The sequence below is a fragment of the Pseudomonas sp. NPDC088429 genome (genome assembly GCF_044753305.1).
Lineage (GTDB): Bacteria > Pseudomonadota > Gammaproteobacteria > Pseudomonadales > Pseudomonadaceae > Aquipseudomonas > Aquipseudomonas rustica.
The window spans coordinates 1-12,302 of the sequence record NZ_JBIVMX010000024.1; the positions used below are offsets into that span (position 1 = coordinate 1).

Below are 12,302 nucleotides of genomic sequence, written 5' to 3' on the forward strand. Positions count from 1 at the left end.
TCGTTAAAGGCACTGTGAAAGAAGTTGACGCCAAAGGCGCCATCATCGTTCTGGCCGACGATATCGAAGCGACTCTGAAAGCCTCCGAAATCAGCCGTGACCGCGTTGAAGACGCGCGCAACGTTCTGAAAGAAGGCCAGGAAGTAGAAGCCAAGATCATCAGCGTTGATCGCAAGAGCCGCGTAATCCAGCTCTCCATCAAGTCGAAAGACGATGCTGAAGAGAAAGAAGCTATCCAAAGCCTGAAGGCTGAAGAAGCTCCTACTGGCGACACCACCATGGCGGCACTGCTGCGCCAGGCAATGGCCAAACAGAACTAAGTTCTGCTTGATCATTAAAAAGGGCGACTTCGGTCGCCCTTTTTTGTGCCTGCGATTTGGTGGAGCGGCACCTCTCGCGTGAAACCAATCTTGTTACTCAATTGTCTGTTTCTTTATTCGGATCAATCGTCTATTCGCGACTAGGCTTAGGCTGAAGATCGCAGTAGTCGGGCAGATTGCCTGGCATAAGGAAGTGAATGAACAAGTTTATCGTGTTGGTCGGTGTGCTGATGTTGGCGGGCTGCGCCACGAGCGCCAAGACGCATGTGGTGCGCGGCGTCAGCGGCATCGAGGTCGATTGCTCGGGATTGGGCTCGAGTTGGGAGAAGTGTCAAAAGCGCGCCACAAAAGAATGCAAAGGCGCAGGCTACAAGGTCATTACCAGATCCGATGATGCCAAGGATGATGATCAGTATCCTTTTGGCTTCAATCCTGCGGGCTACCTGACGCGCACGATGTTGGTGATGTGTCGATAGGGTGGGCGTTTATAGAGCTTGTGCCCTGAAAACGGGCGTTTCAATGCGCAGGAAGATATGTCAATCCCTGGGCTGTTCAAAATCTTCCGGGCGTGCTAAAACCTTTCAAGCGCTGATCTAGCTGCTTGAAAAAGAAGGGAAAAATATGACGAAGTCGGAGTTGATCGAACGAATTGTCACCCATCAAGGGCTGCTCTCATCCAAGGATGTAGAACTGGCCATCAAGACCATGCTTGAACAAATGTCTCAATGTCTGGCCACCGGTGATCGAATCGAGATCCGCGGTTTTGGCAGCTTCTCCTTGCACTATCGCGCGCCGCGCGTTGGGCGTAATCCTAAAACCGGCCAGTCTGTGAGTCTGGACGGAAAATTCGTTCCGCATTTCAAGCCAGGTAAAGAACTGCGCGATCGTGTGAACGAAGAAGAGGAGGAGGGGGTTTGATCTTCGCTCTGAATTATCAAGGAGGCGTGCGTGCGTAACCTCAAACGTATTCTTCTCGGTGTTTTTGTTTTGCTGCTGGTGCTGGTTATTCTGGCTTTCATCCTTGAAAACCAGCAGTCGGTCGCGCTGATGTTTCTGGGGTGGTCGGGGCCTCAACTGCCTGTTTCGCTCGTCGCGGTTGTAGCGTTGCTAATCGGCATGCTGATTGGGCCAATTATTGGCTGGTTTCTTGGGCGTTCGACTCGAGCAGCGCGCAAACGTCTGGCGTAATCAAGGTCGGTGCGACGCGTAAATCAATTTGCACCACAGTTTGTCTATATCCATTAGTAAAACGCTCATTAAGCTGTAAAATGCTGCGCTTGTTCGATAGTGGCATATTTACACATCGATTCAGACAGACTCTGACAGAAGCCTGCTTTCCTGCGGTTTTTGCATTCATGGATTAGACGGTGCTCGTTGGTGACACTGTCAGCAACTCAAGGGTATGGTTTCGCGTGAAAATTCTAGTTACCGGCGGCGCCGGGTTTATCGGCTCGGCAGTCATCCGTCACATCATCTCCAATACCACTGACTCTGTCGTCAACGTCGACAAGTTGACTTACGCCGGTAACCTGGAGTCCTTGGCTGAAGTCAGTCAGAACTCACGTTATGCGTTCGAGCGCGTTGATATCTGCGATCGCGAACAAATTGATCGCGTCCTGCGTGAGCACCAGCCGGATGCCATCATGCATTTGGCAGCGGAATCGCACGTCGACCGTTCGATCTCTGGCCCGTCCGAGTTCATCCAGACAAATATCATTGGCACTTACACTCTCTTGGAAGCCTCGCGTCACTACTGGGCGGCCATGGATGATGCACGTAAGGCCAATTTCCGCTTTCACCATATTTCCACTGACGAAGTGTACGGTGATCTGGAAGGCCCGGAGGATCTCTTCACTGAAACCACTCCGTATCAACCAAGCTCGCCGTACTCGGCCAGCAAGGCAAGTTCCGACCACCTGGTTCGTGCCTGGGCGCGCACTTACGGCCTGCCGACGTTGGTCACCAACTGCTCGAACAACTATGGCCCTTGCCACTTCCCTGAGAAATTGATTCCTCTGATCATTCTCAACGCACTGGAAGGCAAGCCATTGCCGGTGTACGGGAAGGGCGATCAAATTCGCGATTGGCTGTATGTTGAAGACCACGCACGTGCCTTGTACAAAGTCGTCACCGAGGGTGTTCTGGGTGAGACCTACAACATCGGCGGTCATAACGAAAAGCAAAACATCGAAGTGGTGCATACCCTTTGCGCGCTGCTGGATGAGTTGCGTCCTGACTCTGCTCACCGTCCGCACGCTAGCTTGATCACTTACGTGCAAGATCGCCCAGGTCACGACCTGCGTTACGCGATCGATGCGAGCAAGATCGAGCGTGAGCTTGGCTGGACGCCGGAAGAGACTTTCGAAACCGGTATTCGTAAAACTGTCGAATGGTACCTCACCAATACTGAGTGGGTTGAGCACGTGAAAAGCGGTAGCTACCAGCAGTGGATCGACCAGAATTACAGTGGTCGTTCGGGTCAGGAATGAAGATCCTTTTGTTAGGGAAAAACGGCCAAGTGGGCTGGGAGCTGCAACGCTCTCTGGCCTCTCTTGGCGAGTTGATAGCCCTTGATCGGAATTCAGATGCGGGGCTTTGTGGGGAACTCTCGGATCTTGAGAGGCTGCGCGCCACCATCCGCAAGGTCGAACCTGACTTCATCGTAAACGCTGCTGCGTACACGGCGGTCGATAAGGCTGAATCCGAGAGGGCGACGGCCAGTCGCATCAATGGCGAGGCATGCCAAGTCATGGCGCAAGAAGCAGCCGCCTCGGGCGCTTGGCTGGTTCACTATTCGACAGACTATGTTTTCAGCGGTCGGGGATCTGAATCCTGGCGAGAAGCCGATGCAGTCGCACCGGTAAACCATTACGGTGCAAGTAAACTGGCAGGTGAGCAGGCGATTATCGCTTCTGGCTGCAAGCACCTGATATTTCGTACCAGTTGGGTCTATGGGGCGCGCGGTAACAATTTTGCGAAAACCATGCTGCGTTTGGCCAAGGATCGTGAAACTCTAAATGTGATCGCTGATCAGATTGGAGCGCCTACGGGAGCCGATCTGATAGCTGATGTGACGGCGCTGGCGATACGGCAGGTGCAATTGCGGCCAGAGCTTTCAGGTTTGTATCACCTAGCGGCCGCGGGTGAGGTTTCATGGCACGGCTATGCTAGTCACGTGATCAGTTTTGCCTTAGCCAACGAAGAATCGTTAGCTGTTTCGCAGATAAATCCAATTGATACGACGGCGTACCCAACGCCTGCGCTACGACCTTTGAATTCGCGATTGAATACTCAAAAGTTGCGTGACAATTTTTCATTACACCTGCCGGATTGGCAGAGTGGTGTAACTCGAATGCTTAGGGAAGTTCTTAACAAATGACCACAACAAATCGTAAAGGCATCATCCTCGCTGGCGGTTCTGGCACGCGCCTGCATCCGTTGACTCTTGGTGTCTCTAAGCAGATGTTGCCGATCTACGACAAGCCGATGATTTTTTATCCGCTGTCGGTACTGATGCTTGCCGGCATGCGCGAGATTCTAATCATCTCTACTCCAGAAGACTTGCCGTGCTTTCGCAAGTTGTTGGGTGATGGCAGCCTCTATGGCATTAAGCTCACTTATGCTGAACAACCAAGTCCTGATGGTCTCGCGCAGGCATTCATCATAGGTGAAGAGTTCATCGGCGATGATCCGTGTTGTCTGATTCTGGGCGACAATATTTTCTATGGTCAGCATTTCTCCGACAATTTACGTTCTGCCAGCTCTCAGCAGCAGGGTGCTACTGTGTTCGGTTATCACGTTTCCGATCCTGAGCGTTTTGGCGTCGTCGAGTTCGATGCCACAGGTAAGGCGCTGAGTATCGAAGAGAAGCCTCTAAAGCCAAAGTCCAACTATGCAGTGACCGGCCTGTACTTTTACGACAACGACGTTGTCGAAGTTGCCAAGAGTATCAAGCCTTCTGATCGTGGCGAGCTAGAAATTACCGACGTGAACCGCGTTTACCTCGAGCGCAAAACCCTCAGCGTCGAAATGCTGGGTCGCGGGTTTGCGTGGCTTGATACCGGTACTCATGATTCTCTGCTGGAGGCCAGTCACTTTGTTCATACGATTGAGCAACGACAGGGCCTAAAGGTTGCCTGTCTCGAAGAAATTGCTTACCACAATGGCTGGATTACTGCGCAACAACTAGCCTCGCAAGCGAGCGCGTTGAAAAAGACAGGCTACGGGCAGTATCTGCAAAAGCTGCTGGATACGTCCGACCATTAAGAAGCGGCAGTTATTTTCTGAGCGGTGACGTTCGACGCGTTTTGACAGGATCGGCATGTCAGTAAAACACCCCAAGGTTGCAGTTTTGCTGGCCGCATTCAACGGCATGCAGTGGATAAAGGAGCAGTTGGACTCGATCCTTAATCAGGCTGCCGTTGATGTGACTGTATTCATCAGTATCGACCCTTCAGTGGACGGTACTGAATTGTGGTGCGCTGACTACGCAGTTCATCATCCCTCCGTAGTTGTGCTTCCACCCGCGGGTAGTTTTGGCGGTGCTTCGCGTAATTTCTTTCGACTCCTGCGTGATGTCAATTTCGATGGATACGACCTAGTTGCATTTGCTGATCAGGATGATGTCTGGCATCCGCTAAAGCTCAAGCGAGCAGGCGAAGTGCTCACTTCACAAGCTGCGGATGGCTATTCCAGTAACGTCACTGCGTTCTGGGATGATGGTCGGACGCATTTGATCGACAAAGCTCAGCCTCAGGTTGCCTGGGATTTTCTTTTCGAAGCCGCTGGTCCTGGTTGTACCTATGTTCTGGGTAAAGCCTTGGCCACAAAGCTAAAGTTGTCAGTGGCTGCTCAATGGGTCGAATTGCAAGACGTCAGTTTGCATGATTGGTATTGCTACGCATTTGCTCGCAGTAACGGATTGAAATGGATTATCGACCCCGTTCCCACCATGCAATATCGACAACATCAGAGTAACCAAGTCGGCGCGAATATTGGTGTCGGTTCTTTGTTGATGCGCTACAAAACTATTCACGATGGTTGGTGGTTCTCTCAAGTGCAACTCATTGCAGTGCTCGTTGGAAAACAGCGCCATCCGTTTGTACAGCGATGGCTTTTGCTGGGTCGAAAACAATTGATACTGCTTTCGTTCAGCGCGTGGGCATGCAGGAGGCGTTTCCGGGACAAAGTGTTCTTTTTTCTGATTTGCTGGGCTACGGCGATTGTCGGGAAAAAAACAAAATGAAAAGACCAGTTATCCTCGTTACAGGTGCGACGGGGTTGGTGGGGGAAGCGGTGGTCATGCGGCTACTGGTTGATCGTCAATTCGTCCCGGTGGCAGCTGTGCGTGGTGGGAGCCGACTCGTCGGACTGTGCAAGGTTGTTCCGTTTGTACTCGCAGAACAATCTTGCTTGCCAGCCCTTGAGGAGGTTGATGTCGTCGTTCATTGCGCTGCCAGAGTGCACGTGATGAGTGAAACTGCGTTAGATGCACTGGCGGAGTTTCGAGCCATCAACGTGGAGGGAACGGTCAATCTGGCGCGTCAGGCTGCGGCAGCCGGCGTCAAACGGTTCATCTTTATCAGCTCGATCAAAGTGAATGGCGAGCGCACCATTTCGCACAAACCTTTCCGGTTCGATGATCCACCGGCTCCTCAGGATCCTTATGGCATTTCTAAGTGGGAGGCGGAGCAAGCGCTTTCGCAAATAGCGCTGGAAACTGGCATGGAGTTGGTCGTTATTCGCCCGCCGCTGGTTTACGGTCCGCGGGTGAAAGGTAATTTTCTTAGTATGATGTCTTGGTTGAACAAGCGGGTCAGTCTGCCGTTGGGTTGTATATCCAACCGCAGAAGCCTGGTTTCGTTAGCTAATCTGGTGGATCTGATCATAACGTGTATCGATCATCCCGCCGCCGCCGGTAATGCATTTCTGGTCAGTGATGGTGATAGTTGCTCGACTACACAGCTGATTATGGACATTGGTCATTTAATTGGTCAACCGGCGCCGTTGATTCCGGTGCCGGTGTGGATGCTCAAGAGCTTTTTAATTTTGATAGGAAAGCGAATAGTTGCACAGCGTTTGTTCGATACTCTTGAGGTTAATATTGTCAGAACTGAACAGCATTTGGGTTGGACGCCTCCTGTGTCCAGGGAGAGAGCGCTTCGTCAAACAATAGAACACTATCTCGAGACGTTAAAAAAATGATTTTTTACTGCCTGTTGGGTGCGGTATTTTTCGCTTCATTGTCCATGACCTATGTACTGAGGCGTTACGCGCTGGCAAACAGTCTAATTGATATCCCTAACGCTCGCAGCTCACACACTCTTCCGACACCTCGAGGTGGTGGAGTCGCAATCGTTGTTTCTTTTTTGCTGGGGCTACCGGTGTTGCATAGTTTGCAACTAGTTGACCTGTCGACGTTAATAGCCTTTATTGGAGCGGGGGCTTTAATTTCAATATTGGGGTTTGCGGACGATCACGGACACGTCGCAGCCCGATGGCGTTTGACTGGCCATTTTCTGGCGGCAGGATGGATTTTTTTCTGGCTAGGAGTTGGGATAAAGCTCTCGATTCTTGGTTTTGTTATTGATTTAAAGTGGTTCACTCCTGTGCTGTTTGTCGTATTTATTGTCTGGATGCTCAATCTGTACAATTTTATGGATGGAATTGATGGTCTCGCGAGTCTCGAAGCTATCTCTGTTTGTTTATCTGCTTGCCTGGTTTACTGGCTGGGTGGAAATCGGGAGTTGATTTGGCCGTTGCTATTGTTGGTGGGAGCAGTGACCGGATTTCTGTGTTGGAACTTCCCTCCTGCGCGGATTTTCATGGGCGATGCTGGCAGCGGTTTTTTGGGAGTGACCCTGGCGGGCGCGGCCATCATTGCGACGGCCAGGAAACCAGAGCTTCTGTGGTGTTGGTTAATACTCTTGGGAATCTTCATTGTCGATGCGACGTGGACGCTTTTAAGGCGACTGCTGCGCGGTGATAAAATTTATGAAGCACACCGAACGCATGCCTATCAGTATGCTTCAAGGCAGTATAGGAGCCATAAAAGTGTTGTTTACGCGGTCTTGGCTATTAACATTCTGTGGTTAACGCCCTTGGCAATTTTAGTCGCTGTCGGCTGGTTTTCAGGAATAATAGCTTTGGTCGTTGCCTATGCTCCTCTGGTAGTGATTGCGTGCAAATATCAAGCAGGCGCGCTGGAACACCAGAGATAGCAAAGGGCTTCATTCATTGATCGCGGGCCGAAGCAGTGTCTGGGGTTGGTAGATTGGTTCGTTACGATTAACCGATTTTATAGATAAAATATGTTTTTACAGGTGATGTTGTGGGTATGAGGAATTCAGATAAGTCGTTTGCCGCTCGGTGGTTGGCAGGTGTGAGTCGCCTGATGACTCACCCCAAGGCGGTTCTTCGCCCGCTATATCAGAAGTTTCCGATTCTTGCGAGTATTCGCGTGAGGGTGGGCCTCCTTTCAAAGTCAATTCGCACTCGTGTATTTTCGGTCATCTATTCCAAAGATAATGCGCAAGCCATTCAGAGCTTGTCTGATCGCCGTTTTTCTCATGTTGCATCCAATATAATCGTCGATGAACTCCCGGTTATCGATGTCAGTATTGTTACATATAACAGTGAAAAGTGGGTTGAAGGTTTCTTTGAATCTCTGAGATCTCAGGACTATCCCTGCACTAAGCTGAATATTTTCATAGTTGATAACGGTTCTTCCGATAATACGATTCAAGCTCTTGAACGGTGGCGAGCAGCGTTGGTCAACGTTGTTGCGGGTTTTAAAGTTGATCGTGGGCAGAACGTGGGCTTTGGTGCGGGTCATAATCTAGCAATTACACAGGGTCGAGCTGAATTTTTTCTCGTCACCAATATAGATATTCATTTTTCTCCGACTTCAATAATGAAAGTTGTGTCAAATGCTTTGTCTGAATCGGGTGACAAGGTTGCCTCGTGGGAATTGAGACAGGCCCCTTACGAGCATCCAAAATATTACGATCCGGTCACGTTGGAAACCAACTGGTCTTCACACGCGTGCGTGCTGATTAAGCGTGCCGCCTATTTTCGAGTCGGCGGATATGAGCACCAGATATTCATGTATGGAGAGGATGTCGAACTCTCTTACCGCTTCAGGTCTTATGGGTATCTGCTCAAATACTGCCCATCCGCCATTGTTTACCATTACACCTATGAGCATGAAAATCAGGTAAAGCCCCTGCAGTATGTGGGAAGCACCTTGGCCAACGGTTATATCAGGCTTCGTTACGGGCGCCTGCTTGACAAAATCGGCGGCGCAACCTTAATGTTTTTGCTATTACTGCGGCCGCAAGTGTATCCAGGATCTCGCCAGGATGTTCTCGCTAGTTTTCGAAAGCTAATAAACAAGATGAGCCATTTTCTGAAAGGTAAAGGTCCCGAGAATGCAGTTTGCTTTCCATTTAGGGGCTTTGATTATGAATTGATTCGTGAAGGCGCGTTCTGGCCCATAGGGGATCAGTTTTCTGATCTCCCTTTAATTACAATTGTTACCCGTACGTATCAAAAAAGGGATGAGTATCTCCGGCAGTCCATCATCTCTGTGCTCAACCAGACCTATCCTAATATCGAATTGGTCGTGGTTGAAGATGGCGGCTCATCCATGAAATCTTTGGTGGAGAATTTCTCCGCACTTAACCGTTGCAGTATTCGATTTTACGGGATGGACAAGGTCGGACGATCCGTCACTGGAAACTACGGTCTGGAAATGGCTCGTGGTAAGTACTGCATGTTTCTCGATGATGACGATTTGCTGTTCTCTGATCATGTTGAGGTTTTGGTTTCGGCGCTGTCGAAAAACGAGAATGCAGTAGCGGCCTATTCGTTAGCCATGGAGGTCGGCACTGTAAGTAATGGTGAAGGAGGCCGGTATCTCGAGACCAGCCACGAAACGCATCCTGTCTTCAAGCAAGCTTTCGATTATGATGTGCTGCTCGATCACAATTACATTCCTATTCAATCGCTGCTCTTTAACAGAGAGTTGTATTTGGCGCGTGGCGGATTCGAAACGGACATGAGTAATTTAGAAGATTGGAATCTTTGGCTGCGTTATGCATATAAAAATTCCTTTTGCTATGTTCCGAAGACTACGTCGCTGTTTCGAACGCCGGCTGATCCGGATGTGCGAATCAATCGGCATAAACTGCTTCACCATGCCTATCTTGATGCTCGGAACCGAGCGATAAAATCCTGTGAGAATTACATTTGACTGCATGTTGAAAAACCGCCTGCTCAGGCGGTTTTTTAATGTTGTTTACTCATTGTTTTTTGAGGGGAGTCTGGTCTTTTTCAAGCAGTGTGCGATCAACAGGAGGCAGGTTGAAATTGTTTTGTGGTATCTGTCAGTGTGCCGGCATTGAATGTGTTAGCGCATCCAAGCTGTAGTTTGCGTAGGAAAAGTCGTGTTTCTATCTGGGTTTGGATGCTATCATTTGGCGCCTCAATTACCCCGATGCAGGTGTTTCTCAGGCCCGGAACGATGCGGGTATTGCCGTCCAAAGGTAGCCGCCAATCCCGTGGACTGCTCACTATGTACGATTTCAGGTTGGGCACCTGCTTAAGGATATGCTGCTTATATGAAAGGAAAGCCACCAAATATGCATGACTTCATGCCGAATGTCCTCAAGCAGCGTGCAGAGGAAGCCGGTGTCTCTCTTGAAAGCTTTCGTTTTTCATTTTTGGGTCTGATTCCGTCGCGTGCATTTTGCGCAAGCCGGTATGGGTATGAACATTTTTCTGTTGAGGTTTTTGCTTGATGCGTCAGTTTTCTGCCAACCCTTTGGAAATGTTCGCCACATTATGGCGTAACGCAGCTTTGATTAAAGCATCGACCATCCGCGAGGTTCTGGGTCGTTACCGTGGATCTGCGATGGGCCTGCTGTGGTCTTTTTTCAACCCGCTGCTAATGCTAGCGGTGTACACCTTTGTGTTCAGCGCGGTACTCCGGGCTCGATGGAGTGTCGACAGTGACTCCAAAACCGAATTCGCGTTGATTCTCTTTGCCGGCTTGATTGTCTTCAATTTATTCGCCGAGTGCATCAACCGCGCTCCCGGCCTGATTCTCGGGAAAGTCAATTTTGTGAAGAAAGTGGTTTACCCGCTAGAGATTCTGCCTGTCGTTGTTCTGGGGTCTGCGTTGTTTCACGCCGCTATCAGTCTTGGCGTATGGTTTATCGCTTATAGCATCTTTTTTGGCGTACCTCACGCAACTGCGTTTTATCTTCCGTTGATCGTTATTCCTTTTGTCATGTTTATCATTGGGGTCAGTTGGGCGTTAGCGTCGCTGGGTGTTTACTTGCGCGATGTCTCCCAATTCATCGGTATCTTGACCACTGTCCTCATGTTCTTGAGCCCTATTTTTTACCCAGCTACAGCGCTCCCAGAAGCGTATCGGCATCTGCTTTACCTCAATCCGTTGACACCAGCGATTGAAATGACGCGTGATGTGCTGTTTTGGGGGAAACTGCCGGATTTTGAGATTTTGGGAATTTACTGGTTAGCCACAACCTGCATTGCCGCTCTGGGTTTTGCCTGGTTCCAGAAAACACGTAAGGGTTTTGCTGATGTCCTCTGAAGTCGCGATTAAAGTTGAGAACCTTAGCAAGTGCTATGAGATTTATGATCAGCCGCGTGATCGGCTGAAGCAATTTTTGGTACCTCGCATGCAAGGTGCCGTACGCATGCGACGTAGCCAGTTCTTTCGTGAGTTCTGGGCCGTCAAAGGCGTTTCTTTCGAAGTCAAAAAAGGTGAGACCGTCGGCATTGTCGGGTGTAACGGGAGTGGTAAATCCACTTTGTTGCAAATGATTTGTGGAACGTTGAACCCTACGACCGGAAGTGTACAGACGCACGGCCGTATTGCCGCGTTGCTGGAATTGGGCTCAGGTTTTGATCCTGAGTTCACCGGGCGCGACAATGTTTATATGAATGCAGCTGTGTTGGGGCTGGCCAAAGAAGAAATCGATCAGCGATTCGACGAGATTGCGGCGTTTGCGGATATTGGGCATTTCATTGAACAACCCGTTAAGAGTTACTCAAGCGGGATGGTAGTACGTCTGGCGTTTGCTGTTCAGGCAATGATTGATCCCGATATTTTTATTGTTGACGAAGCATTAGCTGTCGGCGACGAAAAGTTTCAACGAAAATGTTTTGCGCGAATGGAAGAGCTGAAAAGTAAAGGCACATCCATTTTGTTCGTATCGCACTCGGCTTCTAGCATCATCGAGTTATGCGATAGAACGCTGTTTCTAGATCATGGTGTTCGACTGATGTACGGCCCCGCCCCTCAAGCCGTGCGAGCTTACCAAAAGCTTATTTACGCGCCAGAGGCAGAGTACAAGCGACTCGTTGAGCAGTATTTGGCTGCTGACCAATCTGGCAATGCCGTGGACACGAATAAGCTCGATAATGCGGTGCTTCGTTCAGTCGAAACCAATGAGCCAGATGGCGATGCATTCGATGCAGGATTGGTGCCCGAAACTACGGCGATTTATCCAACCCAAGGCGCGGAGATAAAGTCTTTTTCGATCTTGGATGCCGAAGGGCGCGTCGTTAATGTGCTGCAAGCCGGTAAAACCTACCAAGTTCAAGTGGCTGGCCACTTTATGGAAGATTTCAACGGCACCTACTGGGGGCTTCACATTCGAAACGTCTCGGGAGCCGTCATTACGGGTCAACGTTTCCCTGAAGACGGTACTTTTTTTGAGCGAGTGAAAGCTGGAAGTGATTTTAATGTGAAGTTTTCCTTCCAGATGAGTTTGTTGCCCGGCGTGTACTTTATTGGCGGCGGTGTGTGGTCGAACCAAGAGCCAAGCTGCGCTCACCGAATTATGGATGCCATCATGTTCCGTGTCGTACCTGGGACAAAACTGAATTCATTCGGTTATGTCGACTTGATGTCTGGCCCGCCCGAGGCTGCGGTTGGCTGATTGGCATCTT

14 protein-coding genes are annotated in these 12,302 nt (G+C 50.0%); all 14 read left to right on the forward strand.

The genetic code is table 11. The features are described from left to right. Positions 1 to 320 (forward strand): S1 RNA-binding domain-containing protein (locus ACIP66_RS14345; protein WP_400648824.1); only part of this gene is annotated, 320 nt, incomplete at its 5' end. A gap of 197 nt (positions 321 to 517) precedes the next feature. Then, on the forward strand, positions 518 to 796 hold the full coding sequence (locus ACIP66_RS14350) for a hypothetical protein (protein WP_212543750.1): 279 nt from the start codon (positions 518 to 520) through the stop codon (positions 794 to 796). Positions 797 to 941: 145 nt separating this feature from the next. Continuing rightward, positions 942 to 1,238, forward strand: coding sequence for an integration host factor subunit beta (ihfB, locus tag ACIP66_RS14355; RefSeq protein ID WP_003189779.1), 297 nt, complete (start codon positions 942 to 944; stop codon positions 1,236 to 1,238). Between the two features lie 30 nt (positions 1,239 to 1,268). Next, complete coding sequence (locus tag ACIP66_RS14360; RefSeq protein ID WP_400648826.1) at positions 1,269 to 1,508, forward strand: LapA family protein; 240 nt, start codon at positions 1,269 to 1,271, stop codon at positions 1,506 to 1,508. Positions 1,509 to 1,732: 224 nt separating this feature from the next. Continuing rightward, the gene (rfbB, locus tag ACIP66_RS14365; protein ID WP_400648827.1) at positions 1,733 to 2,809 is read left to right on the forward strand and encodes a dTDP-glucose 4,6-dehydratase; all 1,077 of its coding nucleotides are present in this window, start codon (positions 1,733 to 1,735) and stop codon (positions 2,807 to 2,809) included. Beyond that, positions 2,806 to 3,699, forward strand: coding sequence for a dTDP-4-dehydrorhamnose reductase (gene rfbD / locus ACIP66_RS14370; protein ID WP_400648829.1), 894 nt, complete (start codon positions 2,806 to 2,808; stop codon positions 3,697 to 3,699). Before rfbB ends, rfbD begins: the two co-directional genes overlap by 4 nt. After that, positions 3,696 to 4,586: a glucose-1-phosphate thymidylyltransferase RfbA gene (gene rfbA, locus ACIP66_RS14375; protein WP_400648831.1), complete on the forward strand. Its 891-nt coding sequence runs from the start codon at positions 3,696 to 3,698 to the stop codon at positions 4,584 to 4,586. The genes rfbD and rfbA overlap by 4 nt, the downstream gene beginning before the upstream one ends. 55 nt (positions 4,587 to 4,641) lie before the next feature. After that, entirely contained in the window at positions 4,642 to 5,565 is a 924-nt protein-coding gene (locus tag ACIP66_RS14380; protein ID WP_400648832.1) for a glycosyltransferase, read from the forward strand. Further along, a complete protein-coding gene (locus ACIP66_RS14385) occupies positions 5,484 to 6,524 on the forward strand; it encodes a UDP-glucose 4-epimerase family protein (protein ID WP_400648834.1) in 1,041 nt (346 codons plus the stop codon). Before ACIP66_RS14380 ends, ACIP66_RS14385 begins: the two co-directional genes overlap by 82 nt. Beyond that, positions 6,521 to 7,540, forward strand: a complete 1,020-nt coding sequence (locus tag ACIP66_RS14390; RefSeq protein WP_400648836.1) for a glycosyltransferase family 4 protein — start codon at positions 6,521 to 6,523, stop codon at positions 7,538 to 7,540. The genes ACIP66_RS14385 and ACIP66_RS14390 overlap by 4 nt, the downstream gene beginning before the upstream one ends. A 173-nt stretch (positions 7,541 to 7,713) precedes the next feature. Beyond that, positions 7,714 to 9,573 carry a glycosyltransferase family 2 protein gene (locus ACIP66_RS14395; protein WP_400648838.1) on the forward strand — a complete coding sequence of 620 codons (1,860 nt, stop codon included), beginning with the start codon at positions 7,714 to 7,716 and terminating at the stop codon, positions 9,571 to 9,573. Between the two features lie 367 nt (positions 9,574 to 9,940). Continuing rightward, positions 9,941 to 10,120: a hypothetical protein gene (locus tag ACIP66_RS14400; RefSeq protein WP_400648839.1), complete on the forward strand. Its 180-nt coding sequence runs from the start codon at positions 9,941 to 9,943 to the stop codon at positions 10,118 to 10,120. Then, positions 10,120 to 10,938, forward strand: a complete 819-nt coding sequence (locus ACIP66_RS14405; RefSeq protein ID WP_400648841.1) for an ABC transporter permease — start codon at positions 10,120 to 10,122, stop codon at positions 10,936 to 10,938. Before ACIP66_RS14400 ends, ACIP66_RS14405 begins: the two co-directional genes overlap by 1 nt. Next, on the forward strand, positions 10,928 to 12,292 hold the full coding sequence (locus ACIP66_RS14410) for an ABC transporter ATP-binding protein (RefSeq protein WP_400648842.1): 1,365 nt from the start codon (positions 10,928 to 10,930) through the stop codon (positions 12,290 to 12,292). The genes ACIP66_RS14405 and ACIP66_RS14410 overlap by 11 nt, the downstream gene beginning before the upstream one ends. Positions 12,293 to 12,302: the final 10 nt, after the last annotated feature.